This is a genomic window from Dyella flagellata (genome assembly GCF_030160275.1).
Taxonomy (GTDB): domain Bacteria; phylum Pseudomonadota; class Gammaproteobacteria; order Xanthomonadales; family Rhodanobacteraceae; genus Dyella_B; species Dyella_B flagellata.
On the sequence record NZ_BSOA01000048.1, the window covers coordinates 1 to 25,707 of the forward strand.

Here is a 25,707-nt window from a genome sequence, read left to right on the forward strand (position 1 = left end):
CGTGCTTAACATGTGTCCACCATGTCCTCGCACACCCGTCCACCATCTCTCCGGTCCATACAGGCCAGCAAAGAGAAGTGACTCGGCCTTCAGGCCGAAAGCGCCGCAGGCAATGCAGCAGCCAGCGACATGCAACAACAGTGCGACGCAAAAGGGGGCCGTTGGGGGGCAACCCCCGACCTAAGCGAGCCCCGCCGCGATGTTCACGCTGATCGCAATAATGAACACGTTGAAGAAAAACGCCACCACGCTGTGCTGCAAGGCGGTGCGGCGCAAGGTGTGGCTGGTGATCTGCACATCCGACACTTGAAAGCACATGCCGATCACGAAGGCGAAGTACACGAAGTCCCAGTAGTCCGGCTGTTGGGTGCCGGGAAATTCCAGCCCCGCGTGCTGCCTGCCGAAATTGCCGTAGTAGCCGTGCGCGTAATGCAGCGCATACATGCTGTTCATGAACAGCCATGACAGCACGATGCTCACCGCCGCCATGCCCATGGCCGTGGCGCCGCCGTTCTTGGCGGCGTGCAGCTCGGTGGAGAGGGCCACCATCACCACCATCGACAGCGTGACCGCGACCCACAGCGTGGTACGCCGTCCGGCGTCCTGACGTTGTGCGTGCCTGGCCATGTGCTTGGCGGTGGCGCGATGAAACATGCGCGCCAGCATGCTCAGGTAAAGCAAGGCACCGGCGTCGAAGCCGAGCAGCAAGGCCGAGGCAGGTTTTATCCCGCTAGCCAGCAGCGCCATGCAAACCGCCACCAGCACCACGCCGGAAATCGCCAGCCACGGGCGCGCACGCACGAAGCGCAGCGGTGCCCAGCGGCGAAGCAGCAGGCGTTTTTCCGGCAGTGCCGTACTCATGCCAGCAGATCGCTGAAGTCTGGATGGCGTTCCATCCACAGCTTCGCGTAACTGCATGCCGGCACCACTCGCCAGCCTTCGTGCCGCGCCGTTTCCAGCGCGGTACGCACCAGCTCGCTGGCAATACCGCGACCACCTACCTGTTCGGGTACGCCGGTATGCGTAATGCTCATCACCGAGCCTTGCAGGCTGTATTCGAGCTCGCAGACCACCCCGTCAACCGTCGTTTCAAATCGATGGGCTGCAGCCAAGTGCCGGATATCCAAAGCCATGGGATCGTTCCGCGGAGGTCGAATGGGCAAAGCATAGCGCGTAGGTCGGGATGGCAATCCCGGCATTGTGATGGCGCATGGCAAGCTGGGACTATCATCCCGGCCTACGCAGTGCAGACCTCGGTCGTCTCGCGGCGCGCGCGCACGGCCTTTGCCAGGCGGTCAAGCACCTCCACCGTCGTATCCCAACCGATGCAACCGTCGGTAATGCTCTGCCCGTAGGTCAGCCCGCACCCTGGTATCAGGTCCTGGCGGCCGGCAACCAGGTGGCTTTCCACCATCACGCCTTGAATGCGCGTCTCGCCAGCTTCGAGCTGGGTGGCAATATCCGCCACCACTCGCGGCTGATTCTCAGGTTGCTTGGCGCTATTGGCGTGACTGGCGTCGATCATCAGACGCTCGGCGAGACCCGCCTTGGCGAGCACGCTGCACGCATTGGCCACGCTCGCCGCATCGTAATTGGGCGATTTGCCGCCGCGCAGGATCACATGGCAGTCCTCGTTGCCCGCCGTGGAGGCGATGGCGGTGCGCCCGTGCTTGGTCACCGCCATGAAATGGTGTGGCCGGGCGGCGGCAAGGACGGCATCCACCGCGATCTTCACGTTGCCGTCGGTGCCGTTCTTGAAGCCCACCGGGCAGGACAAGCCGGAGGCGAGTTCGCGATGCGACTGGCTCTCGGTGGTGCGTGCGCCGATCGCGCCCCAGGCGACCAGGTCGGCAATGTATTGCGGCGTGATCAGGTCGAGAAATTCGGTGCCGGCCGGCAGGCCCAGCGCATTGATGTCGCACAGCAGCCGGCGTGCCAGATGCAAGCCCTTGTCGATGTGATAGCTCTCATCCAGGTCCGGGTCGTTGATCAGCCCCTTCCAACCCACGGTGGTACGCGGCTTTTCGAAATACACGCGCATCACGATCTCCAGCGTGTCGGCATGTCGCGCGCGCTCCACGGCCAGGCGCCTGGCATATTCCAACGCGGCAGTCGGATCGTGGATCGAACAGGGGCCGATCACCACGGCAAGGCGATCGTCTAGGCCATGCAGGATCCGATGCAAGGCGCGACGTGCCTGGGCAACGGTGGCAAGGGCCTCTTCGCCGGGCTGGCAATCGCGCATCACGTCGGCGGGGGTGGGGACTTCCTTGATTTCGCGAATGCGAAGGTCGTCAGTACGGTGGGTCACGGCGGTGCACTCCTGGTTGGGTGCCCGGCGACCTGATGAAAAAGCCGCCAGGGTGGCTGGCGGCTTGTTCGAAAGTGGCTGATCTTTACTCGTTACGATCGCACACCATGCTCCGCCGCCGGCTTCGGATAGCCATACCAAAAGTAATAGCGGCTGGAGGGGGCGAGGATCATGGGACCAGTAGTACCACATCATTGTTGCGTTGCAAACTGGCGGAATGGACTATGGCCATGGCTTAGGATGCGCTACTGTCGCCGCCCTGTCGTTTTCGGAGGTTTTCCATGCCGCGCCCGTTCGCCTTTCTCGCCACCGCCCTGCTCGCCCTGGGCGCCCTCGGCCCGCAACCGGCCCTGGCCGATGACGTGCCGTCCTTCGTGGCCAAGGACGTGGTGGTAGGCACCGGCAACACGGCGCGCGACGACTCGGAGGTACGCATCCAGTACACCGGCTGGTTGTACGACGCCAAGACGCCGGATCACCACGGCGCCAAGATCGACAGTTCCTACGACAGCGGCCGCCCGCTCAGCTTCACCATGGGCGCGGGCGAAGTGGTCGAAGGCATGGAAAGCGGCGTGCGCGGCATGAAAGTGGGTGGCAAGCGCACCATCATCGTTCCCTCGCGCATGGGCTACGGCCATCGCGGGGCAGCGCCTGAAGTGCCGCCTAACAGCGCCCTGGTGTTCGACATCGAACTGCTGGACGTGCACTAACGTCCGGCGGCCAGCACATAGGCTGGGATGCCCATCCCAGCTTTCCACACGGCATCCCGATGCTGGGATTGTCATCCCAGCCTACGCGCTAGGGGTTAACGCTGTTTGGCCGCTCGGCGGCCCCATCATGAGCTGCAGGAGAGCATCGAACAGCCCGCGCGATGCCTGGCCCATTCGGGCCGCTTCTGCATGAAGTGCTCGCGCCCAGGTTGTTCTTCATACGGGTGACGCAGCACATCGAGCAAGGTGTGGATGCCGGTGTAATCGCCTTGCGTCGCGCGATCGATCGCTTCCTGCGCAAGGTAATTGCGCAACACGTAGCAAGGGTTGGCAGCGTTCATGCGCTGCAACCGCTGCTCTGGCGCCTGCGCATCTTCGCGCACTCGCGCTGCGTAATCGTCCAGCCAGCGCAGGAAGTCCGCTTCCGCGGCTTCGCGCTTGGCTTCATCGTAAAACGCATGCCGCAGCGGCTCCAACTGCGGGGCGTGCGGATCGACGCGACTCAGTGCGCGGAACAACAAAGTCATGTCCACTTCGGCCTGCTGCATCAGTTGCTGCAGGGTTTCCATGCGCGCCACATCATCGTCGCGGCACTCCACCAGCCCTAGCTTGGCGGCGACATCGCGGCGCGCCTGCGCAGTGTATTGGGCGACGTAGCGATCCAAACCCGCCTGCAACGGCGCGACGTCGCCAAACAGCGGCGCAATGGCGGCGGCGAGGCGGCTGAGGTTCCACCACGCCACGTTCGGCTGCTGGCCGAAACGGTAACGGCGGCGCATCGCGTCGGTGGTGTTGGGCGTCCAATCCGGATTGAAATCGTCGACCCAGCCATAGGGGCCATAGTCGATGGTGAGCCCGAGTATCGACATGTTGTCGGTGTTCATCACGCCATGCACGAAACCCACGCGCATCCAGTGCGCGATCATGCTGGCAGTACGTGCGCAGACTTCGCCGAACCAATCGGCGTATAGCGTTTCTCCGCTGGCGTGGAGGTGAGGAAAATCGCGGCGGATAGTGAAGTCGACCAGCTGACGCAACAAGTCGATCTCGCCGCGTGAAGCCGGCAGCTCGAAATTCCCGAAACGGATGAACGAAGGCGCCACCCGGCAGACGATGGCGCCAGGCTCGTCCTTAGGATGCCCGTCGTAGAACATGTCGCGTTCGACCAGGTCGCCGGTCGCCACCAGGCTGAGCGCTCGCGTGGTCGGCACGCCCAGATGATGCATGGCCTCGCTGCAAAGGAATTCACGGACCGACGAACGCAGTACCGCCCGTCCGTCTGCTCCGCGCGAATACGGCGTGGCGCCCGCGCCCTTCAGCTGCAGCTCCCAGCGTTGGCCCTGTGCAGTCAACACTTCGCCCAGGGAAATGGCGCGTCCGTCGCCCAGCTGCCCGGCCCACACGCCGAACTGGTGCCCGCCGTAGTTCGACGCCCAGGGCTGCATGCCCTCCAGCACACCGTTACCGGCGAAGACCTGCGCGAAGAGCGAACTGGCAAGATCAGCCTCGGTCAGGCCCAGCTCCCGCGCCATCTCAGGCGACCAGGCGACGACGCGTGGCGCCGACACTGGGCTCGGGTCTACCCGGGAGTACAACGCGCCAACGACCTGCCTGGCGCCACGGCCATGATCCGGATCGCCCGGCAGGTCGCGGATGAAACTGTTATCGAAACTGAGCGAGGGGATATTCATGCACGGGATATTCGGGCAAGTTCAACCTGGTGCAAGGCAACAAATTTGTGAAGAAACGCACATCCTTCACCCCATCTATACATTGACTGTTAAAGCTTGATACAGTTTGGCCACGGCTACGACAGGGGTAGCCGGCGGAGTAGACAAACATGCACATGCTTCTCGCTCGTTCCGCCCTCATGCGCGGAATGCAGCTGGTAGCAGGGATGCTTTCAAACCATATGCCGGACACGCATCGCCAGGTCGTCAAAGACACGCTTGTCGAGTTCAAGCTGGTCTCATGGACATCCAACGCACGATCGCGGCGCGAAGACGAATTGGCGCGAAGTCGCAACCTGCAAGTGAAACCTTGATCGGGCCACGCCGGCGGCTCAAGCTGCCGGCTCGAAGATTCGCCCGATCTCATCGGCTCCCAGTTGACGCCAGCCGCCGGGCTGCACGCCTTGCAGCTGCAATTGCCCAATGGCTGTGCGCGCAAGCGTCTCGACGTTATTTCCGGTGGCGGCAAACATCCTGCGCACCTGGTGATAACGCCCTTCGCCAATCGACAAACGCACATGGCGTGGCGCAAGCACTTCCAGCTTCGCCGGCAGCAGCGGCGTGGTTTCCGATTCCAGCATCAGCGTGCCGCTGGCGAACAGCGCCTGCTCGTCACCGCGCAGATCCTGCGCGAGCGTGGCCTCGTATACCTTGGTGACGTTCGCGCGGGGCGAGATGATCCGATGCAGCAACGCGCCATCGTCGGTGATGAGCAGCAAACCGGAGGTGTCGCGATCCAACCGGCCGACGGTGGACAACGCGGGACTACGCTGGCGATAGCGCGGTGGCAGCAAGTCATACACCACGCGACCGGGATCCTTGCGCGAACAAGTCACTCCCAGCGGCTTATGCATCATCAATAACATGCCGCCCGGCGGATCGAGCGGCTCGCCATCGATGTGGATCTGCGCGTGCTCCACCTTGTCATCGGCGTACAACACCTCACCCGCGGGATCGGTAATCCGCCCTTCGCGGAACATCCATGCGACTTCCTTACGGCTGCCATAGCCGAGATTGGCGATCAGCTTGACCAGCCTCATGCGCGTACGCCTCTTGCCTCGATCACTTTGAAACCATCCTGCATGGCCACGCTGCGCAACTGTTCGAAGTGTGCGGCGAGCGTGGCTTCGTAAGGCAGATGGCGATTGGCCACCAGCCATAGACATCCGTGCGGCAGCAAGGCACGGGCCGCTTGTGCGATGAAGGCACGGCCCAGGTCCGGTAGATCCGCGCGGCCCTGGTGGAAGGGTGGATTGCAAACCACTGCGTCATAGCGCCGTTCGACACCCTGTGTGACGTCATGCCAATGCAGCTCGTACGCAAGCTCGCGCGAGTGCTCATACATGGCCTGCTCGATATTGAGCCGTGCCGGCTGCAGGGCGCGCGCTTCGGCTTCGTACAGTGTCAGCGAGCTGACCTTCGGACAACGCTTGATGATCTGCGCCGCGAGATAACCGTAGCCCGCACCGAAATCGGCAACACACCCGTGCAGATCGTCCGGCAAATGCGCCGCGAGCAAAGCGGAAGCTGCATCCACTCGGTCCCAGGCGAACAAGCCGGGGCGGCTGATGTAGCCGGCGGCGTTGGCCTGGGGGCAATCGAGCGCCAGCCAGTCATCGAGCAGCGCCGGATCGCGCGCCGCATCCGACGATCCCCAGAACACGCGGCATTTGTGCTTGGAAAGATGGCCTACCGGTCCCAGCAAGGCCGCAAGATCGGCCTGCGCGGATTTCGCACCTTCCGCATTCGGCACGCACGCCACCACCCTGCCGCCGCCTGCGGCATGACGCGCCGCCTTGGCGAAGCAGGCACGCGCTTCCTCACGCTGTCGCGGCGGCAACACCAGCACCAGCTTGAAGCGCGCTTCGGGATCGGCCTCACCCACTCGGTATCCGCTGCGCTTCAGCGCATCGGCAAACGGCTTGAAGCTTTGCTCGCACCACCAGCTTCGCGGTGCCACTTCGCGCAGGCGAAAGCCGTCGCGCGCACGCAGGAACAGTACGCTGCTGTCATCCGGCAGACGCAACGCGCCCTCCGAGAAAGGCAGGAAAAGTGCATCCAGTGCCGCTTCGGGCGCGGCGGCGTGGAAGCCGACAGTGGTCAAGCTAAGGCATCCGATAAACAGGAGACGCCCATTGTACCCGCGCCCCTTCCGCTGTTCCTTCCGGTGAGCGGCAATCTGACGGGAAAGCTGGGGCGAAATCCCAGCTTTCCCTCACTCCAACCTATGTGCGCTACACGGCTCAGCTATTGCGGCCCATCCGCGCGATCCACCGGTACATCGCAAACGTGACCGCCGCGAAGGCGATGGTGCCGATCCACACCGATACGTTCTCGAAGCTGTCGCCCACCAGAGCGAGCGGGGCCGGCTTGCCGGAGAACACCACGATGGCCGCCACCACCACGCCGAGGATGCTTTCGCCCACGATCAGGCCGGAGGCGAGCAGCACGCCGAGCTGCTTGGTCGCTTCCGCCTTCGGCGCGCGCTCCGCGCGCTTGTCGAAGTACCAGCCGACGATGGCGCCGACGACGATCATCAAGGTGGTGGAGGTCGGCAGATAAATCCCCAGGCCGACCGCGAGCGGCGGCAAGCGTACCGACTTGGTGGTGCCCGCCAGAATGGCATCCAGCACGATGAGGCCAACGCCGATGGCGGCGCCGATGCCGATCAGGCTCCAATCGATGTTGTGCTGGATCACGCCCTGCGCCAGGGCCGAGATCAATCCGGCCTGCGGCGCCGGCAAGGCATGCGCAGGATCGACTCCCGGCGCGCCGAGGAAACCGTAAGCCTTGTTCAGCAGATCCAGCACCGGAGGAATCACGATGGCACCGGCGATCACGCCGATCACCAAGGCTACCTGCTGGCGCCACGGCGTCGCGTCGACCAGCTGGCCGGTCTTCAGATCCTGCAGGTTGTTGTTGGCGATCGCCGCCACCGCAAACACCACCGAGGTAATGAACAACGCGAAAGCCACCAGCGCCTTGCCGGAATCGACCGGCAAATCGGACTTCAGACCGGCCACCAGCAATAGCGCGGCGATGATCACCACCAGGATGCCGATGCCCGACAGCGGGCTGTTGGACGAACCGATCAGGCCCGCCATGTAGCCGCAGACGGTAGACACCAGGAAGCTCAGGATCAGCACGAACAGCACACCGCCGATCACCAGCAGCGTCATATGCGAACTCAGGCCGCTGATCACGCTGAAATGCCCCAGCAAGTAGGCAATCGGCAGCATGCAGATCAGCACGATCAGGCCAACGATGCCGATCGGCATGTCCTGCTCGGTACGCGGCAGGGTGTCCCCCTTGCCGGCCTTGCGCACGCGCGAAACCGCCATCGCCGAAGACAGGCCGCTTACCACCGGCTTGATCAGCTTGATCAGCGTCCAGATCGCAGCCACGCCGATGGCGCCGGCGCCGACGAAGCGCACGTAGTGGTTCCACACGCCCTGGGCGACTTCCGCCACATCGCCTGCGGCCGGATGCAAATGACTGAAATAAGGCACCGCCCAACCCCAGCCGATAATGGCGCCGAACAGCATCGCCAGGCCCACCCACAGGCCCACCAGGTGCCCGACCGCGAACAGCGCGAACGAAAGCGAGAAGTCGTAGCCGCTGGCCGAGCCGCGATCGCCAATACGGAAGTACTGCGCCAGGTCGCTGGCGAAAAGCTTGGTCTGCACCACGATGTAGAACAAGGCGGAAACGAGCGAGCCGACCACCACCGCCTTCAAGCCGGCGCTGCCGCCTTCCACCGCGGCCGAATCGGAGGCCACCACGACTTCACCGGAGCCTACCTTCAGCACCTCGGCGCAGGCCACGCCTTCGGGGTATGGCAAGTCCGAATCGGTGACCAGCGCGCGGCGCAGCGGGATGGTGTACATCACGCCGAGAATGCCGCCCGCGGCGCAGATGCCGAACGAAACCCAGAACGGAAACCCGGTCCACCAGCCGACGATGATCAGGCCCGGCAGCACGAAGATGATCGAGGAGAGCGTGCCGGCCGCCGAAGCCACCGTCTGCACGATATTATTCTCCTGGATCGTCGCGTTCTTCATGGCGCGCAGGATGGCCATGGAGATCACCGCCGCCGGAATCGACGTGGCGAAAGTCAGGCCCGCCTTCAGGCCGAAGAACACGTTGGCCGCCGTGAACACCAAGGTGATCACGAAGCCTATGATCAGGCCGCGTACGGTGAGTTCGGCGCGGTTCGCGCCGGGTCCGGGTACTGCATTCACGGGTGATCTCCCCAAGCTGTCCAGCTAGCAAGATTAGCGTGGATCGCTCGGGGGGTGTTGCCGCGCTGCGGGACAAAGCTCCGTACGTCGATCGCCCGATCGAGCGTGACGTCGCAAAACTTCCGCCACCAGCCCAGTTTTCAGGCTGCAGCGATCAGGGCGCAATCTTGCGGATATCCCCGCGCATCTGTTCGGCGATGTCGCCTGCACCGTCGGCCAGCAGCTTCGGCAAGGCTTGCGCGTAGGCCTGGTCAGCCGCGCCCCCACCCACCGACGCGGACGGCTGCGTCTTGTAGTCGCGCGCAGACTCGTAGCCATGCGCCCACAAGGAGCAGTGCAAACCCAGCTCCATCGACACGCTGCCGGGCGACTTGTCCTGATCGACGCGCAAGCTGGTGGTCAGTCCGTTGCAGGTCACGACCAGGTCATGCACGTAACTGGAGGCCAGCTGCGTGCCGAGCTGCGACTGGACCGCCGCGGCCAGGTCTGGCGACGGCTGCAGCGTGAGCTTGTGATCGAGTCCACGCACGTCGAGCTTGTCCGCGCCGCCGGTCACCGTCAGCCATGGCGCCTTGCCTGGCGTCACCAGCGCACCGAGTTCCGCTGGTTCGCGCACGTGCTGTCCCCCGCAAGCGCCAAGCAACAACGCGGCGCCGATCACCCCAAAACGCTTCATCTGGATTCCCTGGATCTCGTTCAACGTTGCAAATTTAATGCAACGCAGCAATTGCTTCAATGCAAGGAGCCTCTGATTTATTCCTAGGTACCCCATGCCTTTGGGCACAATGCCGCGGGCGCACGCTTGGTTAGGCTTGGCCGGATCAAAGCCATTGAACCAATGTCGGGAATTCAAGCGCGCGGATCAGCGTGGTTCGAGCGTTGCCGGATCCACGCCTGGATGGCGCTCGCGCCATGCTGCCAGGGCTAAGCGGTAGTGCTGCCTTGCTTCCTCGTACTGATCGAAGATGCATGGATCGCAGCCGTTGCCGCAACAGTCGCCGGAGTCGGGTTCGACCGGCGCGCGCGGCGGCGGATCTTCGCTCAGCAGCGTTAGGTGGGAGATGGACGTATCGTTCATGCGCGGATGGAAATCGGATAGCGTCTACATGGTAGCCCGCCGCCACGGCGTCAAGCGGGGCGGCAGATCATCGATTCATTGAGGGAGTGCAGTAATGCGTAAGGTCTTGCTTCGTCCCGGCCGCTGCCTGGCCGGATTTTTATTGCCGCTGCTGCTTGCAACGGGCAGCGTCGTCACCGCGGCTGGTTCACCGTCGCCTTACCGCATCGTCGGCTATGCCACCGGTTGGGATCCTGCGCAGACCAAGGACGTCGGCAAGATCGATACCTTGATTTTCGCGTTCGCGCAACTGAAGGACGGTCGCGTGGGCATCGATGCCGAACACGCCAAAACCTTGCAGACGCTGCTCGCACTGAAGTCGGCCAACCCCAGGCTCAAGGTGGACGTATCAGTAGGCGGCTGGACGGTGGGCGGCTTCTCCGAGGCTGCCAGCACCGCCGAGGGTCGCCAAAAGTTCGCCGACAGCGCCGCACAAATGCTCACCACCCAGCATGCCGATGGCCTGGACGTGGATTGGGAATACCCCGGCCATCACGAGTCGGGCATCCGCTCCAGTCCCGAGGACAAGGCCAACTTCACCCTGCTGCTCAAGGCGACCCGCGCCAGCCTCGACCGCGCGGGCACTAAGGACGGTAAGCACTACACGCTGAGCGCGGCCATTGCCGATGGCCCCTTCGTCAGCGGCATCGACATTGGAGCAGTCGATCCGCTGCTGGACTGGTTCAACCTGATGACCTACGACTTCGTCAATGCGGCGACGCCGACCACCGGGCATCACACCGGCCTGCATGCCTCGCCGCTGGTCAAGGGGGATGGCCGCACCACCGACCGCGCCGTGCAGCAGTTTCTCGCCGCAGGTGTGGCACCGCAAAAGCTGGTCATCGGCGCAGCACTTTATGGTCGCGAATTCGCGGACGTAAAAGCCGATCACGCCGGCCTTTACCAGACATACGGCCATTTCCAGGGCATGATCGCCTGGCCCGAACTGAAACAACGCTACATCGACACGCAAGGCTACGTACGCCACTGGGACGAGGTCGCGCAGGCGCCATGGCTATGGAACGCAAAAACCCATCGCTTCGTGACCTATGACGACCCCCAGTCCATTGCCGCCAAGGCAGCGTACGTCCGGGCCGAGCATCTGGGCGGCATCATGTACTGGGAGCAGACCAACGATCCCACGGATGAACTGCTGGATGCGATGTGGAAGGGATTGCACGACTGATGTATCAAGATTCGTAGGCTGGGATGCCAATCCCAGCCCCCTGGAGCAAAGCTGGGATTGGCATCCCAGCCTACGACGGTCGCTCCGTCAGCCCTCTCCCTTCCAGCGAGAGGGCCTCAGGAAGCATCAACCCGGCTTGCGGAACCGATACATGAACTGATCGGTATGCCCGCGTATCGACTTGTCGAACACCTTGTTGGTGTGCGGATCAGCCGGATTGCGCAGCACATTGCTTGCACCGGCGAACACGAAACCCGCCGATTCCACCTGCTTCTTCACGATCTCCGGATCGATCCGGTGCAAGGTGTCCGTATCGGCCATGCCCGATCCTGACGGCGCCACGTGGTCGATCACGATGAACAAGCCACCGGGCTTGAGCGCGGCGTAAACCTGCTTGTCGAACGCGACCGGATCGACCTTGCCCATGAATTTGTCCGGGTAGTCGTGATAGTTCTGCGCGGTGAACACGACATCCACCGGTTCGGGCGCACTGAGCTGCGCCGCCGGCTGCTTGAGCACGCTCACGTTCGAATAATGCGGATCGGCCGCCAGCTTATCGAACGCGGTCACTTCGTCGGAGTCTTCCTTCGCGTACTCATTCGGCCACAACTCGTAGACGTGGCCCTGGCTGCCGACGATGCCGCTGAACACACGCGTGAAATAGCCGCCGCCAGGAATCAGCTCCAGCACTTTCTGGCCTGGCTTCACTTCACTGAAAACCATGACGTCGGTGATTTTGCGGCGCGCGTCGTTGCTGGCATCCTGCCCTCGCGCCGGGTCGGCGACGGCCGCATGCACATACGGTGGCACGTACTGCAAGGCGTGCATGTGATTGGCTTGCGGCGTTTGTGCCAGCAAGGCGGCCCCTGGCACAAGCAATGCTGCAAGCACTGCGACGGATATCGAACGCATGACAACCTCCTGATGGCTTGGGAAGCCCATGGATTGTGCGCCGGCCTGTAACGGACGCCTAGGTGACTTGTGGCCCATCCGCTTTAGGACAGGGCCCAGCTCCCCAAGACCTGGTAATGGCCCTTCCCTACCAGGTTATGGATCAATACGAATTGCCCCACCTCCCAGACGATCGGCGCTACCGGCGTCACTTCGGGCAGCTCATGCTGGCCGTAGGCCAGGGTGACATGCGGCGTGAACTGGTGGTCGTTGCGCAGGCGCAAACCCGTTTCGAGCAGCGCCGCATGCATGTTCCGCCAAAGCGCCGGCAGCGCTTCGGGCACCTGCGAACTACGCAGCACACAAGGCGGCTCGCGGCCGCGGAAGCTGGCGGCGTAATCCAGCGTCCAGGCAAACCGCGCTGCGCACATGCGACCCGCGGCGGCCGTCGCCTTTTCCAGCACTTCGTCCGGCATGGCCGGAAAATCGCCCAGGAAATTCAGGGTAGCGTGAAAGCGTTCCGGCCTGACCCAGCGCGCGCGCAGCCACAGATGCTGCTGTTGTACCTGCGCGGCGGCGTGATTGATCTCATGGCGCGTGGCGGCATCGGGCACCAACGCAAAAAACAGACGATGCGTTTCGGTGCGAGCGGCAGCAGGCAAACCGGACAATTCGGCCTGCGCCGCGAGAAATCCGCGCTTACTCATGCACGAAGACTACCGCATTCGTCATGCAGTACGCGTTAGCCTGAATCGGCATCACGCAGGAACACAGGCAGATCCGTCGTCGGCGGCGGCACCGACAAACCATACATCATCATCGCCACGTGCCCGCGATGATAGGTTGCGTGATTGACGACATGCAGCAGGATATCGCCGCGGCGCATCTCACCCTCGCCGCCACCGATGTAGGTGAACCGGATAGCCTCCCCGCAAGCGCGCTCATCGAGCATTTCGGCGTGCCGCACATACCAGTCGTCGATGTCCGCCTGCGCGGAACGCAACACCTCGAACACAGGGCAATCCTCCGGATTGCGGGTGGTAAAACCATGTGGCACACCCTGCAAATGAGCCTTCCAGACCTGATCCATGCAATACGTGTGGTTCAGCGTACGCAGCAGATTGCCGAACACGATCGGCTGAGCGGCGCTCAACGAAGCTTCCGGCAGCTTGGCCAGCGACTGAAAAAGCAGGCGATCGGCCCAGGCGCGGTAACGCATGAGCATCTGGAGTTGACGAAGCTGAGACATGGCTAGTCCTTGAGTTTTGAGCCGAGGATCCCGGATGAAGGGCAAGGCTCGCCCATGCCGCCATCTCCGCGCATTTACCACATGCTAACTTTTTCGTTTAGCTGGGATTCTGGAAGTTCAAATCCGCACGGCACAAGGCGTTGCGCACCAAGCACGGTGAAATGCGTGCGTATGCTGCTGAACCGTCGCGAACTTGTCACGCCAGGTGAAGGCAACGTGCCGGCTTTTCGGGCGTTTTCTCTAGTACGGTGCAGACCCAGGAGGAAACGCCATGAAAACCATCAGTCTTACGCAGCAGATTTCCAAGCGCACCTTGCTCGTGCGTGCGCTGGCGGGTCTGCTGGGTGCCGTTGCCGCGGTCGCCGCGATGCCGCAAAAAGCACAGGCCGGCGTGTTCATCGGCGTTGGCGTTTCAGTCGGCGTACCGCCGCCGCCGCTGCCCATCTACGATCAGCCACCTATTCCGGGTCCTGGCTACATCTGGACGCCGGGCTATTGGGCGTGGGATGGCGATCAGTATTACTGGGTGCCGGGCACCTGGGTGGTTGCCCCGTTCTATGGCGCCTTGTGGACACCTGGCTACTGGGGCTGGGATGACGGGTTCTACGCTTTCCATGCCGGCTACTGGGGTTATCACGTCGGCTTCTACGGCGGCATCAACTACGGCTGCGGTTATGGCGGCGAGGGCTACGAAGGCGGCTACTGGGGTCCTCGCGGGTTCTATTACAACCGTACCGTCAACCACATCACCAACGTGAATGTCACCAACGTCTACAACAGGACGGTGATCAACAATGTCAATGTCAACCGCGTCAGCTATAACGGTGGCCATGGTGGCGTAATGGCCCGCGCCACGCCACAACAACTGGCCATGGCCCGCCAGTCGCGCATGGGACCGATCGCCGCGCAGCAACAGCAGATGAAGCTGGCCAGCCACGACCCGTCGATGCGCGCATCGTTCAACCACGGCAATCCCCCCATCGCCGCCACGCAGCATGCCGGCGCATTCAACGGTCCAGGCGTAGTGCCTGCTCACGGCGCTGGTCAGTTCACGCCTGCTGCAGCCAATGCGCAGCGTATGGCCAGCAACATGGCGCCGCATTCGGCGAGTTTCGCGCCACACGCGAATACAGCGAGCGTGCCGAACATGACGCGCCAGGGTGCCAACACCGACCGGCTCACACCCACGGCTGCCAACGCGCAACGCATGGCTAGCAACAACATGATGCGCGCGCCACAGGCGGAGCCGGGCAATGGCACAGCCTTGCGCTCGACGAGCTTTGCTCCGCACGCGAACATGCCGGGTGTATCGAATCGCGCGCAACCGAACAACGAGATGGCCGCTCGTTCGACCAACTTCGCCCCGCGTGCGAATACAGCTGCCGCTCCGAACATGTCGCGTTCGAGCGCCAGCTACAGTAATCCCTACCGCCCCGGCGGCGTTAGCGGTGTCGCGCCGGCAAGCCATCCGGCTCAACCCATGAACATGAATACGTATCGCGCACCGGCAACGGCTTATCGCCCTGCACCGGCCTTCCATCCAGCGCCAGCCCCTGCGTATCGCCCGCAACCGCAACCGCAGTTCCGGCCGCAGCCGCAATACCGCGCACCGGCAGCACCGGAGTATCACGCCTATCGTGCTGCGCCGGCCCCGCATCCAGTCAGTGCGCCGTCGCGCGGCGGTGGCGGACAGCATGATGCGCATCACGGATGAGCGGAACGCTCCTCAGCAACCAGAAAAGGCCCGCATTGCGGGCCTTTTCGTTATCGCATGCTTGGCAACTCTGAAGTGCCTAGCCTTGCATCGGACGGCTCAATGCCCTACCTGCCCGCCTGCCAACAGCTCGCGAATCATGCGCAGCTTCGCCTTGAACTGCTGCTCGTTCTGGGGTCCCAGCCTGATCATCAGCTTCTGGCCATTCGACAGCGACTGCAGTTGCGGATCGACGAAATGATAATGCGCGCCTGAGCGCACCACGGCAGCCTGTCCCTGCCCATCGGGCGCAACCAGCATGTCGTCGATCGCCACGACCAGGCGGTCGTTGAAATAGCCGCGCGGATAGCCCAACTCGCGATACGCCTGCTGGAACAGCGGGTAATTGTGCTTGTACCAGGCAACCAAGGCGTGCGGATCGACGTCGGCCAGCACGGTCATGTAAGGCGCATAACGCTCGGCATTGCCGGCGCTGATCACGGTGGCGCCGTTGGCTTGCGCCGTCTGTACCGCGCCTTTTGGTGTACGCAAGGGGAGGATATTGGTGCTGCCCATGCTGTGGCGCGGCAGCGCATCGACGGTTGCCACTACGCGTGCAATGATCTGGCTTTGCAGCAGCGAGCCGAGATTGCCGCCATGGACCAGGCCTTGCATTGCCTCCCGCACGCTGGCATCGCTATCGGCCAGATCCGGTAGCGCCGCGGTGGATGCGGGCGCCGGCCCCTCATTGGCCTGTGCAATGGGATGCTGAATCGTCGACGATGCGTGTGCGGGCTGCTGAAGTGGCTGAGTTGCCGCTGGTGGATTCGGTGGTGCGACTGCCTGTGTTGCTGCCGGATGCATGGCACGCTGGATCAGATACACGCCCGCCGCCACTACGAGGAGCACGACGATGATGGCTGCGATCCAACTACCGTAGGATGTCTGCCTGGGGACTCTGCGATTCACGATGCTGCCTGTTTCACAGTGGGAGTGCCTATTGTGACAGGCATGCGGCGCAATTGTTCGACACGGCGGACATAGAAAAAAAGCCACCGGCACTTGCGTGCCGGTGGCTCCCCTCGCCTCTTCGCAGCGGCCGAGCATGCCTCCCGGTCCGAGCGAAGTCCTCCTGGATTACCATCGCTACTTGCCGATGTCCTTGAGAATCTCCTTGGTAAAGGCCAGCGTGCCCGCGCTGGGATATGAGTTGCAGGTCGACGATGCCGAACCTGCCGCACACGGCGTATCGCGATCCAGCGACCAAAAATGCACGCCAGCCAGACCGTTCGCCGTGGCGTAGTTGGTGATGGTGTCGATATCCGCCAGCGTGGTGACCTCACTCGCCGAATCGTTCTGGCCGATCATCGGCGTGAGTTCGATATGCCCGGCCGCGATACCGTAGGTATGCTGGAGGTTCTTCACCGCCTGCACCGCCGATTGGCCCATCTCGCACACGCCGTTCACCACGACGCAAACCGATGAGCTGGCACCGCCGTAATCCATCGTCATCAGGTTGATGGTGTAGTTCTTCAGCGCCGGACTCGACGCCTGGATCGCCTGTACCACCCATTGCCCCAGCTGATTCACACCGCCATAACTGCCATCCGACGCTCCCAGCGTAGCCAACGTGAAGGAAAAACGCAGATTCGGATACTGCGATTGCGCCGCGGCGACATCGGCCACCAACTGCTGGACTTGCGACTGCGTCTGCCCGCCTTCGATGTCGAAATCCACGCCGATCATTTGTGGCGTGTAGTACTTGGCAATGAAACTCTCGAATGCCGAAGCCGACCCGCAGGTAAATACGCCGGCCTCGCCACCGGTGGAGACGATGTAATCCAGACCCGCGCTGGCAAGCGAATTGGCGGCGCCTGGCGTGATGTTGGCGGAGATGAACTCCGAGGGCGTCACGCCCGCCCAGCTTTCACTGCCACATTCACCGGTAGCGAAGGCCAGGGTGATAGCAGGCAAGTTCGGCAGGTCGTTGGCATACAGACTGCCGCTGCCGACGATGGGAATCAGCGTACCGGTCACCTGCGTCGACATCGCGTAAGTGTTCCAGTTCATGTTGATGCCCATGTCCTTGTAGGGGCTGAACACGAAGCCGCTTGGCGTAGGCGTAGGCGTAGGCGTTGGAGTGGGTGTCGGCGTTGGAGTTGGAGTTGGAGTTGGAGTTGGAGTGGGCGTCGGCGTCGGCGTGGGTGTAGGTGTCGGCGAACCACTGCACGCGCCCAGCGAAGTCCAGGGCGCACCGCTGCCGGCCGCGCCATTGTTGGTGGCGGGGTCCTGGCCTTGGGTCCAGAAATTCGCCTTGTAGTTGAGTTTGTTTTCGCTGACCAGCGCGCCGCCGTTGTAGGCCGTTGAAGCACTCCAGGCCGAGTCGCATCCGGGTGATGGCGTCGGTGTGGGCGTAGGCGTTGGCGAGCCGCTGCACGCCCCTTCGGAGGTCCATGGCTTGCCGCTGCCCGCGCCGCCATTGTTGCTAGCCGGATCGTTGCCTTGCGTCCAATAGTTGGCGACATAGTTGACGCCGTTTTCGCTGGCCTGGTTGCCGGCGACATACACGTTGGTGGAAACCCACGCTGCCGCGCAGGTGGATTGCGCTTGCACGCTTTGCACCGGCGCGACGGTAAGCGCGGTGGTGGAAAATGCCGCGCAGACCGCGGTACTCAACGAACTCAATGTCAGGGTGGACCACTTCGTGGATCTCTTCACTTGCATGGGACTGTCTCCACAGTTGGATTACAGGTGAGAAATATCGGCGTGGTGATGACCGCAATCCGGTCGGCCATGCGGGAGCGAACGCCATCACGCATCCATGCACCGGTGGTAATGGCTTTGCGATGATTTAAGTGCGCGGTGCACAACCGCCAACTCGCTTGCCGCGCTGTTGCGTTCACAGAGGTCCAGCCATGGGCTGGACCTCTGTGTCGTTCCCCCTGACATCCCTGCTGTTATTTGCCGAGATCTTTCAGGATCTCATTGGTGTATCCCAACGCCCCCACACTGGGATACGAATTGCAGGTGGATGAAGCCGAGCCCGCCGCGCATGGCGTGTCGCGATCCAGCGACCAGAAATGCACGCCGGCCAGGCCGTTGGCCGTGGCGTAGTTGGTGATCGTGTCGATATCGGCCAGCGTGGTGATTTCGCCTTGCGCATCGTTCTGGCCGATCATCGGCGTGATCTCGATGTGGCTGGCAGGTATGCCGTAACTGTGCTCCAAATTCTGCACGGCCTGCACAGCCGACTGCCCCATCTCGCAAGCGCCGTTAACCACTACGCAGTTGGCGGCGATGGCCGAACCGTAATCCATCGTCATCAAGTTGATGGTGTAGTTGTTGAGCGCCGGGCTCGAAGCCTGGATCGCCTGGATCACCCACTGTCCGAGCTGATTCACGCCGCCATAGCTGCCATCCGACGCACCGAGCGTGGCCAGGGTGAAGGAAAAGCGCAGGTTCGGGTACTGCGATTGCGCCGCGGCCACGTCAGCCACAAGTTGCTGGATGTCCGCCTGCGTCTGGCCGCCTTCGATATCGAAGTCCACGCCGATCATGTGCGGCGTGTAGTACTCGCCGATAAAGCTCTCGAACCCCGACGCCGATCCGCAGGTAAACGTGCCGGCCGCACCGCCGGTAGAGACGATGTAGTCAAGGCCTGCGCTATTGAGCGGGTTGACGCTGCCGGCAATGAATCCGGATGGCGACACGCCGCCCCAGTTCTCGCTGCCGCATGCCCCGGTGGCGAACGCCAGCGTAATGGCCGGCAGGTTCGGCTCGTAGTTGGAATACAGGCTGCCACTGCCGACCACCGGAATGACCGAACCGGTCACCGCCGTCTGCATGGCGCTGGTATTCCAGTTGAGATTGATGGTGATGTCCTTGTAGGGACTGAAGACGAAGCCGCTCGGCGCAGGCGTAGGTGTCGGAGTAGGAGTAGGCGTCGGGGTTGGGGTTGGGGTTGGAGTAGGTGTTGGTGTCGGGGTGGGCGTTGGAGTAGGCGTCGGAGTTGGTGTGGGTGAACCACTGCACGAACCGATCGCCGTCCACGGCGCGCCACTGCCCGCCGCACCATTGTTGGTGGCCGGATCCTGGCCCTGGGTCCAGAAGTTCGCCTTGTAATTGACGCTGTTCTCGCTAACCAGAGCGCCGCCGTTATAGGCAGCTGAAGAACTCCAGGCTGGATCACAGGACGACGACGGGGTCGGCGTTGGCGTGGGTGTGGGCGAACCACCGCACGCGCCTTGGGAGGTCCAGGGCTGGCCGCTGCCGGAGCCGCCGCTGTTGGTGGCCGGATCCTGTCCCTGCGTCCAGAAATTCGCTACGTAATTGCTGCCGTTTTCGCTGGCCTGATTGCCGGCGACGTAAACATTGCTTGAAACCCAGGCTGCCGCGCAGCTGGTTTGTGCGTGCACGGTTTGCACCGGAGCCACCGTGAGCACGGTGGTGGAGAGTACCGCGCCGATGGCGGTGCTCAACGAACTGAAGGCCACGGTGGACCACTTCGCCGACTTCTTCTTCTCGAGCATGTGACTGTCTCCAAAAGGATGAACGGAACAAGTGAAAGGAACACCGGCGATGCATGACCGCACTCCGAACGGCCATGGGGGACAGTCGCCCTCCGCTTCCTGCGCGATTACCGCTTGTCATGGGACTGCAAAGTGGCGCGAGTATCGGCCTCATATGACAACGTTGTCCAGTGCGTTTGGCCGATTTGCCCACGACGGAACGTGATTCGTATCGCAAAGGAATAAATGTCATGTCGGCCGCATGCTGCTTCACGCCATTTACACATGGAAGATCAAAAACACCTGGAAAAGCAGGTTATTGACGCTGCGTCGCAGCACAACAAAGAGGCCGAGGGCCAGCAAATCCGCATGCATGAACCGTTTGCGCCGCAACAACACAGTCAGGCAAGACGGGTTGACACATCGCGTCTAAGAGCAGACATGAGTGACAACGATAGCCAGTTCCCTGCGCCTTTCGCTCGATCCAAAACATCCACACCGCTGTCGATTTGGGAACGCTAGCCTCGTCGCATGGATGAAGCCCTTCCCTCCCGGAGACCGCTGCCATGAGCAACCGCTTCCAACGCATCACCCCTTTCCTTTGGTTCAACGAAGAGGCCGAGCAAGCCGCCCACTATTACGTGTCGGTGTTCGAACACTCCCGTATCCGTGCCGTTACCCACTACGACGGTGACACCGCCAACGCCGCCGGCCGGCCGACGGGTTCGGTCATGACGGTGGCATTCGAACTGGACGGCCAGGACTTCACCGCGCTCAACGGCGGCCCCGCCTTCGCCTTCAATCCCGCCATTTCGCTGGTGGTGAACTGCCGCACGCAGGACGAGGTGGATTACTTCTGGAATGCGCTATCCAAAGGCGGTAACCCGGCCGCCCAGCAATGTGGCTGGCTGCAGGATCGGTTCGGTGTTTCCTGGCAGGTGGTGCCGGTGCAGTTGATCGAACTGCTCGCTTCCGGCGACGCGCGGAAGGCGCAGCGCGTAATGAAAGCCGTGCTGAGCATGAAGAAGCTCGATGTGGACGTGCTGCAGGAGGCCGCAGCTTGAAATCTGGCGCGGATGTGTGGCGCCCCCCCCTATGCTCTGGCCACTCTATCCACTTCAAATTCGGCCACGACAACTTCGGAAGCATCAAGCCGGCCAGCGATGGTGCGCCGCATCATGGCGCACGTATAATTCGTCCGCCGCCCGGTTTCCCCATTTCCTCATCATGGCCGATGCTTCCCACTCTTCAGCGACTCTTGAAGGTCGCCAGTCCGGCGTATTGCTGTCGATCCTCAGCACGGTCGCCTTCACCTTCATGGTCTATCTGACCATCGGCTTTTCTTTGGCCGTGTTGCCCGGCTTCGTGGACATCAAGCTGAGCTACGGCGCCATGCTGGCAGGCTTGGCGATCAGCGTGCAGTACGTGGCGACGCTGCTCAGCCGCCCCCACGCCGGCCGCATGGCCGACGCCCGTGGCCCCAAACGCGCGGTGATGACCGGTCTGACGATGTGTGCAGCCAGCGGCCTGCTGTTGCTACTGGCCGCTCTGGTCACGCGCACGCCCTGGCTCAGCCTGGGCCTGATAGTTTTCGCGCGGCTGGCTTTGGGCTGTGCGGAAAGCTGCGTCGGTACCGGCGCCATTGCCTGGGGCATGGGTCAGGTGGGCCATCAGCATACCGCCCGCGTGATTTCATGGAACGGCGTGGCGACCTATGGCGCCCTGGCTGCAGGCGCACCGCTGGGTGTGCTGCTCGATCATCGGTTCGGCTTTGCGGCCATTGGAGCACTCACCCTGCTGCTTGCGCTCATCACCCTGCCGCTGGCGCAGCTCAAGCGCGCCACGATCATGGCGGCCGCCGAACGTTCGCCGTTCCGCATGGTGGCCGCACGCGTGATGCCCTATGGCATCGGGCTGGCGCTCGGCTCAATCGGCTTCGGCTGTATCGCCACCTTCATCACCCTGTTCTATGCCGCGCACGGCTGGGCGAACGCGGCGCTGGCGCTAACGATATTCGGTACGGTGTTTGTCGGCGTGCGTTTCATCTTTGCACGCACGATTCCCCGGTTTGGCGGCCATCGCGTCGCCATGCTGTCGCTGTCGGTCGAAGCCATCGGCCTGATCGTTCTATGCCTGGCTAGCGGCGCCATGATGGCCGGTATTGGTGCCGCCATAGCGGGCTTCGGCTTTTCATTGGTGTTCCCGGCCCTCGGGGTGGAGGCCGTCCATCGAGTACCGGCGCACAGCAGAGGCTCGGCGCTCGGCGTGTATTCGGTCTTCATGGACGTGGCCATGGCCGTCGCCGGCCCGCTCGGCGGCTGGGTGGCCGGCGGCATGAGCTACAACGCCATTTACGGTTTTGCCTCGCTGGCTGCGGTGGCCGCGGTAGTGCTCGCTTTGGTGCTACAAGCGCAAGCGATGAAGGAGCGCAGGCAAGCCACACACGCATAACAGGAACCGACTCGCCGTGGCTTTTCCTGATGGCTGCCATGGCACCGTATTGAGGCCGCAACAAAGCTGTCAAATACTTGAAATATATTACTTTTTAGGATTCACCCAACTCAAGTCGAAGCGCTTTTGGCCGACATAGAAGGCATCCTCGCCCCCCCAGGTGCACCATGCTTCGACTCCCTCCCGGCCTGTTTCGTATCACGCTCCGGCGGCTGCTGTTGCTGCGCCTTGCTGGCATCGTCGTTGTGCTGATTGCGATCGGCGCGCTGTGCGCCATGGCGCTGACCAAGGCGGACCGGCGCATCCAGTCCGTCGTCGGTGACACCCTGGCGCCGATTTCCGACGTCGGCCGCATCCAGAGCGATATCAACAATGACTTCCAGGCGCTCTCGCATGCCGTGTTGATGCGCCTGCCCTCCGCCGCCGAGGATGCCGCCACCGCGATCAAGAGCAATCGCGTGGACATCGATCGCTACTGGAAACCGCTGCTGCAGAGCGGACTGGGCACGCAACAGAAGGCGCTGCTCACGCTGGCGGCCGACCATCGCAAGGATGCCGAACAGGCCATGGACGACACGCTCGCCCTGCTGCAGGCCGGACAATTCGATATCGCGCAGCTGAAACTCGCCAGCGATGTGCAGCCAGCGCTAGTGCCACTGCAAAGCGATTTCACCAATCTGTTCGAAAGCGCCCTCACCGCCGGCAAGAACGCGGCCGATGCCCAGCACGCCGCCAATCGCCAAGGCCTGATCGTGGTGCTGGCGGTTTTCGCGGGCGCCTTGCTGCTCGCTGCGCTCAGCGACGGCTTCCTGATTCGTGCACTAGGCGCACGCCTGCGCCTCGCCGCCGCCGTAGCCAAACGCATCGCACGTGGCGAACTGGGCCAGCCGGTCGCGCTAGGGCGCGAAGACGAAATCGGCGAACTGCTGCGTGCGCTAGCCATCATGGACAAGCAGCTGGCCGAGGTAGTGCGCCAGGTGCGCCTGAGCGCCACCAAGGTGCGCAACGATGCACAACAACTGGAGCAAAACACGCACGCGTTGAGCCGCCGCACGCAGTCACAGGCTGCCAGCCTGGAAGAAAGCTCCGCCTCGATGGAACAGATGGCGGCCAACGTCGCCGAAGCCGCCAGCATGGCCGAACAGGCCAACCGCGTCGCCGCCGCCTCGCGCCAGCTCGCCGAACAGGGGCAGTCCATCGTCAGCGAGACGGTCACCGCCATGAATGCCATCGACCGCTCGGGCCAGCGCATCGCCGAATTCGTCGGTCTGATCAACGAGGTCGCCTTCCAGACTAACCTGCTGGCGCTCAATGCTGCCGTCGAAGCGGCCCGTGCCGGCGAGCATGGCCGCGGCTTCGCGGTGGTGGCGGCCGAAGTGCGACAGCTTGCGCAACGCTGCTCGGCGGCCGCGCGTGAAGTGCGGCAATCGATCGAGGAAAGCACCGATGCGGTACAGGACGGCCGCCGCCATGCGCAGCGTTCCGGCGATGCGCTGGCGAACATCGTGGCGAGTGCGGCCCAGGTTTCCGAAACAGTGGCCGGCATGGCACTGTCCAGCCGCGAGCAAAAGGCGGGGATCGAACAGGTCAACCAGGCCATTGCGGGCATGGACAACATCACGCAGGAAAATGCCGCGGTAGTGGAGCGCAACGCCGGCATGAGTTACGCCATGCGCAGCAGCGCCGAAGCTTTGTTGCGGCAGGTGGACTTCTTTCACATCGAGCAATCCCAGGCGCAAGCGCTGCAGACCAGCCATGCCGACGCTGCATCCAATGAGCACGACGAAGCAGCCTGGCACGAGGCGGCCTGACAACCTGCATGGTCTTCCTTCGCGACAATGCCCGCTTCGCTTCCCTGCTGGACCGCGCGCAAAGCGGCCTGGTGGCGATGTTCCAACCGCTGATCCGGCTGGATACCATGGAAGTGGTCGCACACGAAGGCCTGGCCCGCTCCACCGAACAGCTCGGCAACATCAGTACGCCGGAATTGCTCAACCTAGCGCGTGCCCAAGGCCGGCTGGGGGAATTCGAGCTGACCGCCGCGCGTACCGTTTGCCGCGCCTTTGGCGCGCAACGGACGAACGGGCGGTTGCTGGTCAACCTCAGCGCGCAGGCGTTCATGCAGGAATCCATCAAGCCCGATGACCTGCTTGCCGCCCTGGGCAGCGGCGGCATGGACTTAGGCCGCATCACCATCGAACTGACCGAACGCGACATCGTGGAGGAGCCTGCACGCCTCGCCCACGCGCTGGGTTACCTGCGCGCGCACGGCGTGCGTTTTGCGCTCGACGATTTCGGCAATGGCCATTCCAACTTCGAGATGTGGAACGAACTCCACCCGGAAGTGGTGAAAATCGACCGTTATCTGATCCATGGCTTGTCCAAGAGCGCCGAACGCCTGGCGATCGTGCGCGCGCTCTGCCAGGTGGCCGAAACATTGGGGGCCGACCTGGTCGGCGAAGGCGTGGAGGACATCGAGGATTTGCGCATGCTGCGCGAGCTGGGCATTCCGTATGCGCAAGGGTTCCTGCTCGGCCGTCCCGCGCCGCAGACGATCGACGCGGTCAGCGACAACGTGCGCGATGAGCTGGATATCACCACGCTGTCGGTGCTGCCACGCCCACGCGGGCCGGTCACCCAGCGCCCCATGCATCTGGGGCACCTGGTGATCGAAGCACCCGCACTGACCCCGCGCCATACCAACAACGACGTGATCGCCATCTTCTCGCGACAGCCGGAACTGCATGCGCTGGCGGTGGTGGAGGAAGACCGGCCCGTCGGCCTGATCAACCGTCGCGTGTTCAGCGAGCGCATGGCCCAGCCCTACACGCGCGAACTCTACGGTCGCAAAAGCTGTACCGCTTTCATGCACGAAGCGCCGCTGCTATGTGATGTGCGCCAATCGCTGGATAGCATGGCGGACATTCTGCGCGGGCAGGATCAGCGCTACCTCAGCGATGGTTTCGTGATCACGCGCGAGGGGCAGTACCTGGGTCTGGGCACGGGCGAATCGTTGGTGCGGCGCGTGACCGAACTGCGCATCGAGGCGGCGCGCTACGCCAATCCGCTGACCTTCCTGCCCGGCAATATCCCGGTCACCGAACATGTCGCGCGGCTATTGCGCGCGGAACTTCCGTTCAGCGTGGCCTACGTGGATCTCAACCACTTCAAGCCCTTCAACGATCAATATGGCTACTTCCGAGGCGATGAGATGATCCGCCTGCTAGCCGGCATCCTCACCGCGCAGGTAAATCCGCGTTGCGATTTCGTTGGCCATATCGGTGGCGACGATTTCCTGCTGGTGCTGCAAAGCGGCGATTGGGAGGCGCGTTGCCGCCACATGGTGGAGCTGTTCAACCAACGCGCTCGCGGCTTGTTCGCCGAGGAAGACCTCGCCCGCCAAGGCATCGTCGGCGAAGACCGCCACGGCAATACCCAGTTCTTTCCGATTACCACAGTGGCGATCGGCGCCGTGCGCGTGCTGCCGCCCTTTCCAGGGCATCCGGAAACGCTCGCCACGCTGGCGGCGCGCGCGAAACGACATGCCAAACGGGCGCAGGTGGGGTTTTATTTGCTGGCGGGGGAAACGCCGTATCCGGCGTAGACGAGGGGGACAAATC

At 62.9% G+C, this 25,707-nt stretch carries 23 protein-coding genes; 8 read left to right on the forward strand and 15 right to left on the reverse strand.

The window, feature by feature from the left end; all coding sequences use genetic code 11:
* Positions 1–180: 180 nt before the first annotated feature.
* The 3 genes from QQJ96_RS18910 to QQJ96_RS18920 form a co-directional block, all read right to left on the reverse strand.
* Positions 181–861, reverse strand: a complete 681-nt coding sequence (locus QQJ96_RS18910; RefSeq protein WP_284333582.1) for a DUF1345 domain-containing protein — start codon at positions 859–861, stop codon at positions 181–183.
* Positions 858–1,133: a GNAT family N-acetyltransferase gene (locus QQJ96_RS18915; RefSeq protein WP_284333583.1), complete on the reverse strand. Its 276-nt coding sequence runs from the start codon at positions 1,131–1,133 to the stop codon at positions 858–860. The genes QQJ96_RS18910 and QQJ96_RS18915 overlap by 4 nt, the downstream gene beginning before the upstream one ends.
* A gap of 104 nt (positions 1,134–1,237) precedes the next feature.
* Positions 1,238–2,311: a 3-deoxy-7-phosphoheptulonate synthase gene (locus tag QQJ96_RS18920; protein WP_284333584.1), complete on the reverse strand. Its 1,074-nt coding sequence runs from the start codon at positions 2,309–2,311 to the stop codon at positions 1,238–1,240.
* 281 nt (positions 2,312–2,592) lie between these two features.
* Here QQJ96_RS18920 and QQJ96_RS18925 point away from each other — a divergent pair, with 281 nt between their 5' ends.
* Positions 2,593–3,021, forward strand: coding sequence for an FKBP-type peptidyl-prolyl cis-trans isomerase (locus QQJ96_RS18925; protein ID WP_284333585.1), 429 nt, complete (start codon positions 2,593–2,595; stop codon positions 3,019–3,021).
* A gap of 125 nt (positions 3,022–3,146) precedes the next feature.
* Here the strand turns inward: QQJ96_RS18925 and QQJ96_RS18930 are convergent, their stop codons facing one another.
* Positions 3,147–4,706: a protein adenylyltransferase SelO gene (locus QQJ96_RS18930; RefSeq protein WP_425605336.1), complete on the reverse strand. Its 1,560-nt coding sequence runs from the start codon at positions 4,704–4,706 to the stop codon at positions 3,147–3,149.
* 155 nt (positions 4,707–4,861) lie between these two features.
* Between QQJ96_RS18930 and QQJ96_RS18935 the strand changes: the two genes are divergently transcribed.
* A complete protein-coding gene (locus tag QQJ96_RS18935; RefSeq protein ID WP_284333587.1) occupies positions 4,862–5,065 on the forward strand; it encodes a hypothetical protein in 204 nt (67 codons plus the stop codon).
* Between the two features lie 18 nt (positions 5,066–5,083).
* Here the strand turns inward: QQJ96_RS18935 and QQJ96_RS18940 are convergent, their stop codons facing one another.
* From QQJ96_RS18940 to QQJ96_RS18960, 5 genes are all read right to left on the reverse strand, one after another.
* A complete protein-coding gene (locus QQJ96_RS18940; RefSeq protein WP_284333588.1) occupies positions 5,084–5,791 on the reverse strand; it encodes a pseudouridine synthase in 708 nt (235 codons plus the stop codon).
* Positions 5,788–6,855, reverse strand: coding sequence for a class I SAM-dependent methyltransferase (locus tag QQJ96_RS18945; RefSeq protein WP_284333589.1), 1,068 nt, complete (start codon positions 6,853–6,855; stop codon positions 5,788–5,790). Before QQJ96_RS18945 ends, QQJ96_RS18940 begins: the two co-directional genes overlap by 4 nt.
* Positions 6,856–6,994: 139 nt before the next feature.
* Positions 6,995–8,992, reverse strand: a complete 1,998-nt coding sequence (locus QQJ96_RS18950) for an OPT family oligopeptide transporter (RefSeq protein ID WP_284333590.1) — start codon at positions 8,990–8,992, stop codon at positions 6,995–6,997.
* 154 nt (positions 8,993–9,146) lie between these two features.
* On the reverse strand, positions 9,147–9,668 hold the full coding sequence (locus QQJ96_RS18955; RefSeq protein WP_284333591.1) for a hypothetical protein: 522 nt from the start codon (positions 9,666–9,668) through the stop codon (positions 9,147–9,149).
* A gap of 186 nt (positions 9,669–9,854) precedes the next feature.
* Entirely contained in the window at positions 9,855–10,070 is a 216-nt protein-coding gene (locus tag QQJ96_RS18960) for an oxidoreductase-like domain-containing protein (RefSeq protein WP_284333592.1), read from the reverse strand.
* Between the two features lie 94 nt (positions 10,071–10,164).
* Between QQJ96_RS18960 and QQJ96_RS18965 the strand changes: the two genes are divergently transcribed.
* The gene (locus tag QQJ96_RS18965; protein ID WP_284333593.1) at positions 10,165–11,295 is read left to right on the forward strand and encodes a glycoside hydrolase family 18 protein; all 1,131 of its coding nucleotides are present in this window, start codon (positions 10,165–10,167) and stop codon (positions 11,293–11,295) included.
* 126 nt (positions 11,296–11,421) lie between these two features.
* Here QQJ96_RS18965 and QQJ96_RS18970 read toward each other — a convergent pair whose 3' ends face one another.
* The 3 genes from QQJ96_RS18970 to QQJ96_RS18980 form a co-directional block, all read right to left on the reverse strand.
* Positions 11,422–12,207 (reverse strand): class I SAM-dependent methyltransferase, encoded by a 786-nt coding sequence (locus QQJ96_RS18970; RefSeq protein ID WP_284333594.1) that lies wholly within the window; start codon positions 12,205–12,207, stop codon positions 11,422–11,424.
* An 83-nt stretch (positions 12,208–12,290) separates the two neighbouring features.
* Positions 12,291–12,893: an RNA 2',3'-cyclic phosphodiesterase gene (gene thpR / locus QQJ96_RS18975; protein ID WP_284333595.1), complete on the reverse strand. Its 603-nt coding sequence runs from the start codon at positions 12,891–12,893 to the stop codon at positions 12,291–12,293.
* A 35-nt stretch (positions 12,894–12,928) separates the two neighbouring features.
* Positions 12,929–13,435: a DinB family protein gene (locus QQJ96_RS18980; protein WP_284333596.1), complete on the reverse strand. Its 507-nt coding sequence runs from the start codon at positions 13,433–13,435 to the stop codon at positions 12,929–12,931.
* A 271-nt stretch (positions 13,436–13,706) separates the two neighbouring features.
* Between QQJ96_RS18980 and QQJ96_RS18985 the strand changes: the two genes are divergently transcribed.
* Positions 13,707–15,149 carry a YXWGXW repeat-containing protein gene (locus QQJ96_RS18985; RefSeq protein ID WP_284333597.1) on the forward strand — a complete coding sequence of 481 codons (1,443 nt, stop codon included), beginning with the start codon at positions 13,707–13,709 and terminating at the stop codon, positions 15,147–15,149.
* 99 nt (positions 15,150–15,248) lie between these two features.
* On the opposite strand, the gene QQJ96_RS18990 is transcribed toward QQJ96_RS18985, so the two are convergent.
* The 3 genes from QQJ96_RS18990 to QQJ96_RS19000 all read right to left on the reverse strand — a co-directional run bounded on the left by QQJ96_RS18990 (position 15,249) and on the right by QQJ96_RS19000 (position 19,657).
* The gene (locus tag QQJ96_RS18990) at positions 15,249–16,097 is read right to left on the reverse strand and encodes a DUF3014 domain-containing protein (RefSeq protein WP_284333598.1); all 849 of its coding nucleotides are present in this window, start codon (positions 16,095–16,097) and stop codon (positions 15,249–15,251) included.
* 177 nt (positions 16,098–16,274) lie between these two features.
* A complete protein-coding gene (locus QQJ96_RS18995) occupies positions 16,275–17,852 on the reverse strand; it encodes a carbohydrate-binding protein (RefSeq protein ID WP_284333599.1) in 1,578 nt (525 codons plus the stop codon).
* A gap of 233 nt (positions 17,853–18,085) precedes the next feature.
* On the reverse strand, positions 18,086–19,657 hold the full coding sequence (locus QQJ96_RS19000; protein ID WP_284333600.1) for a carbohydrate-binding protein: 1,572 nt from the start codon (positions 19,655–19,657) through the stop codon (positions 18,086–18,088).
* A gap of 545 nt (positions 19,658–20,202) precedes the next feature.
* On the opposite strand from QQJ96_RS19000, the gene QQJ96_RS19005 reads away from it, so the two are divergent.
* The 4 genes from QQJ96_RS19005 to QQJ96_RS19020 all read left to right on the forward strand — a co-directional run bounded on the left by QQJ96_RS19005 (position 20,203) and on the right by QQJ96_RS19020 (position 25,691).
* On the forward strand, positions 20,203–20,700 hold the full coding sequence (locus QQJ96_RS19005) for a VOC family protein (RefSeq protein WP_284333601.1): 498 nt from the start codon (positions 20,203–20,205) through the stop codon (positions 20,698–20,700).
* A gap of 163 nt (positions 20,701–20,863) precedes the next feature.
* On the forward strand, positions 20,864–22,087 hold the full coding sequence (locus QQJ96_RS19010) for an MFS transporter (protein ID WP_284333602.1): 1,224 nt from the start codon (positions 20,864–20,866) through the stop codon (positions 22,085–22,087).
* 167 nt (positions 22,088–22,254) lie between these two features.
* Positions 22,255–23,898 (forward strand): methyl-accepting chemotaxis protein, encoded by a 1,644-nt coding sequence (locus QQJ96_RS19015; RefSeq protein ID WP_284333603.1) that lies wholly within the window; start codon positions 22,255–22,257, stop codon positions 23,896–23,898.
* Between the two features lie 8 nt (positions 23,899–23,906).
* Positions 23,907–25,691 carry a GGDEF domain-containing protein gene (locus QQJ96_RS19020; protein ID WP_284333604.1) on the forward strand — a complete coding sequence of 595 codons (1,785 nt, stop codon included), beginning with the start codon at positions 23,907–23,909 and terminating at the stop codon, positions 25,689–25,691.
* The last annotated feature ends 16 nt before the right edge of the window (positions 25,692–25,707 follow it).

Excerpts from the sequence above, each read along its gene's own strand:
- QQJ96_RS18910 (WP_284333582.1), bottom strand. The coding sequence starts at position 861 with ATGAGTACGGCACTGCCGGAAAAACGCCTGCTGCTTCGCCGCTGGGCA.
- QQJ96_RS18915 (WP_284333583.1), bottom strand. The coding sequence starts at position 1,133 with ATGGCTTTGGATATCCGGCACTTGGCTGCAGCCCATCGATTTGAAACG.
- QQJ96_RS18925 (WP_284333585.1), top strand. The coding sequence starts at position 2,593 with ATGCCGCGCCCGTTCGCCTTTCTCGCCACCGCCCTGCTCGCCCTGGGC.
- QQJ96_RS18935 (WP_284333587.1), top strand. The coding sequence starts at position 4,862 with ATGCACATGCTTCTCGCTCGTTCCGCCCTCATGCGCGGAATGCAGCTG.
- QQJ96_RS18940 (WP_284333588.1), bottom strand. The coding sequence starts at position 5,791 with ATGAGGCTGGTCAAGCTGATCGCCAATCTCGGCTATGGCAGCCGTAAG.
- QQJ96_RS18955 (WP_284333591.1), bottom strand. The coding sequence starts at position 9,668 with ATGAAGCGTTTTGGGGTGATCGGCGCCGCGTTGTTGCTTGGCGCTTGC.
- QQJ96_RS18960 (WP_284333592.1), bottom strand. The coding sequence starts at position 10,070 with ATGAACGATACGTCCATCTCCCACCTAACGCTGCTGAGCGAAGATCCG.
- QQJ96_RS18965 (WP_284333593.1), top strand. The coding sequence starts at position 10,165 with ATGCGTAAGGTCTTGCTTCGTCCCGGCCGCTGCCTGGCCGGATTTTTA.
- QQJ96_RS18970 (WP_284333594.1), bottom strand. The coding sequence starts at position 12,207 with ATGCGTTCGATATCCGTCGCAGTGCTTGCAGCATTGCTTGTGCCAGGG.
- thpR (WP_284333595.1), bottom strand. The coding sequence starts at position 12,893 with ATGAGTAAGCGCGGATTTCTCGCGGCGCAGGCCGAATTGTCCGGTTTG.
- QQJ96_RS18980 (WP_284333596.1), bottom strand. The coding sequence starts at position 13,435 with ATGTCTCAGCTTCGTCAACTCCAGATGCTCATGCGTTACCGCGCCTGG.
- QQJ96_RS18985 (WP_284333597.1), top strand. The coding sequence starts at position 13,707 with ATGAAAACCATCAGTCTTACGCAGCAGATTTCCAAGCGCACCTTGCTC.
- QQJ96_RS18995 (WP_284333599.1), bottom strand. The coding sequence starts at position 17,852 with ATGCAAGTGAAGAGATCCACGAAGTGGTCCACCCTGACATTGAGTTCG.
- QQJ96_RS19000 (WP_284333600.1), bottom strand. The coding sequence starts at position 19,657 with ATGCTCGAGAAGAAGAAGTCGGCGAAGTGGTCCACCGTGGCCTTCAGT.
- QQJ96_RS19005 (WP_284333601.1), top strand. The coding sequence starts at position 20,203 with ATGAGCAACCGCTTCCAACGCATCACCCCTTTCCTTTGGTTCAACGAA.
- QQJ96_RS19010 (WP_284333602.1), top strand. The coding sequence starts at position 20,864 with ATGGCCGATGCTTCCCACTCTTCAGCGACTCTTGAAGGTCGCCAGTCC.
- QQJ96_RS19015 (WP_284333603.1), top strand. The coding sequence starts at position 22,255 with ATGCTTCGACTCCCTCCCGGCCTGTTTCGTATCACGCTCCGGCGGCTG.
- QQJ96_RS19020 (WP_284333604.1), top strand. The coding sequence starts at position 23,907 with ATGGTCTTCCTTCGCGACAATGCCCGCTTCGCTTCCCTGCTGGACCGC.